Annotated in this window: 2 protein-coding genes; both read right to left on the bottom strand. The window is 61.1% G+C overall.

Annotated features, from left to right (window positions below; all coding sequences use genetic code 11):
- Nucleotides 1-947: IS3 family transposase (locus KSW38_RS23275; RefSeq protein ID WP_254186858.1), on the bottom strand; the 947-nt coding region annotated here is incomplete at its 3' end.
- A gap of 14 nt (nt 948-961) precedes the next feature.
- Nucleotides 962-1,345: a hypothetical protein gene (locus tag KSW38_RS23270; protein WP_254186857.1), complete on the bottom strand. Its 384-nt coding sequence runs from the start codon at nt 1,343-1,345 to the stop codon at nt 962-964.
- Nucleotides 1,346-1,484: the final 139 nt, after the last annotated feature.

Here is a 1,484-nt window from a genome sequence, read left to right as displayed (position 1 = left end):
GCGGTGGGTGGTATTCCTGGCGCGGTGGGTCTGCGGCGGTATCTGTGAGGGTTGCGGGCGTAGCAGGCATCGAGGGTTTGTTGTCGTTGCCTGCGCGCCTGCTCGATTAGCCCGTGGTGGACGGTGTCGGGTGTGTAGAAGTTCAGGCCGCTGTGCCGGTGGTGGGCGTTGTAGGCGGCGAAGAACTGGTCCATGTAGTCCCGGGCGTCTTGCAGGTCCCGGAATCGTTGCGGGAATCCCAGGTCGTATTTCACTGTTTTGAAGAGCGCTTCCGAGTACGGGTTGTCGTTTGAGACCCGGGGCCTGGAGTAGGACAGCGTGATACCAAGCGCCCGGGCCAGGTCCACGGTGGTCCCGGCCCGCATGGGAGCTCCGTTGTCGGCATGCAGAACCAAAGGTCGTTGGCTGGTCATGTCCGCGGCGTCATGTATGAACGTGGAGGCAAGGGCCGCTGTCTCGTGGTGTTCGACGCGGTGTGCGATGACTTTGCGTGAGAAAGCATCGATGATCGCGTAGAGCTTGTAGGTGTGTTTGCCTGGGCCGTGGAGCATGGTGATGTCCCAGCTCCAGAGCTGGTTCGGGCCGGTGGCTTCCACCACCGGTTTGATTCGCTTCTGGCCGGTGTTTCCGCGTTGGACACGCCGGTCACCGTTTTGTCCACGCGCGGCAACGAGACGATGAGCGGTTGCGATGGAGAAGGAGCAGTGTCCGGCATCGAGCATCCGGTAATAGGCCTGGGTGACCGAAAGGTTCCCGTAGTCCTCGGAGTTCAGGACGGTCATGAACTCTTCAGCCTCGGCTGAGGTAATCCGGTTCGGATACGCCCGAGCGGTGTGGGCGATAGTGATCCCGGCCGTTGCCGGCGGGCTCAGATGCCGGTACCACGTGGTGCGGTGAAGCCCAACAACCGCGCACGCCTTTACTGCCGACCAGCCAGCAGCGACCAGATTCCCGACAAAGGTCAGAGCGATGTCTTTCCAGATTCCGGGGTCAACCAGTCCGGGCGCTGCGGCTCCGGATCCTTCAGCTCGGGGTCCGTCGCTGCCGCGCTCTTGGCCATGGCGTCCAAGAGCGCGGAAGCTTTTCCCAGGATGTCCACCGCGGCCTCAGATCTGGCCAGCTTGGCCTTGAGGATCTCGTTCTCCTTCAAGACCTGTTTGAGTAGCCGTTTGTCGCCTTCCCTCAAGCGATGGTCCTCCGTCCCTTCTTTGGCCCGGGATCTCAATTCCCCAGCCTCACGTTGTCCGGCCCACAGCCGGATAGTGCCTTCGGTTATACCAACAGCCCTGCAGAACGCGGTCTTGGAGCCACGCTCCAAACACTTGTCGTATTCATCCAGAATCATGTGTTTCTGAGCCAAAGTGAAGTGACTCCGCTTCGAAGCACGCAACGGGACAACAAAATCCATAACGGACCTTTCCCCGCCCCGCACGTCAGGCCACGAGCGACACACAAACTGTCACACAGCAGCCTGACACACAGGG

The sequence above is a fragment of the Paenarthrobacter aromaticivorans genome (assembly GCF_019038615.1).
In the GTDB taxonomy this organism is placed as follows: Bacteria; Actinomycetota; Actinomycetes; order Actinomycetales; family Micrococcaceae; genus Arthrobacter; species Arthrobacter aromaticivorans.
This window is presented reverse-complemented; position numbering and strand designations above follow the sequence as displayed.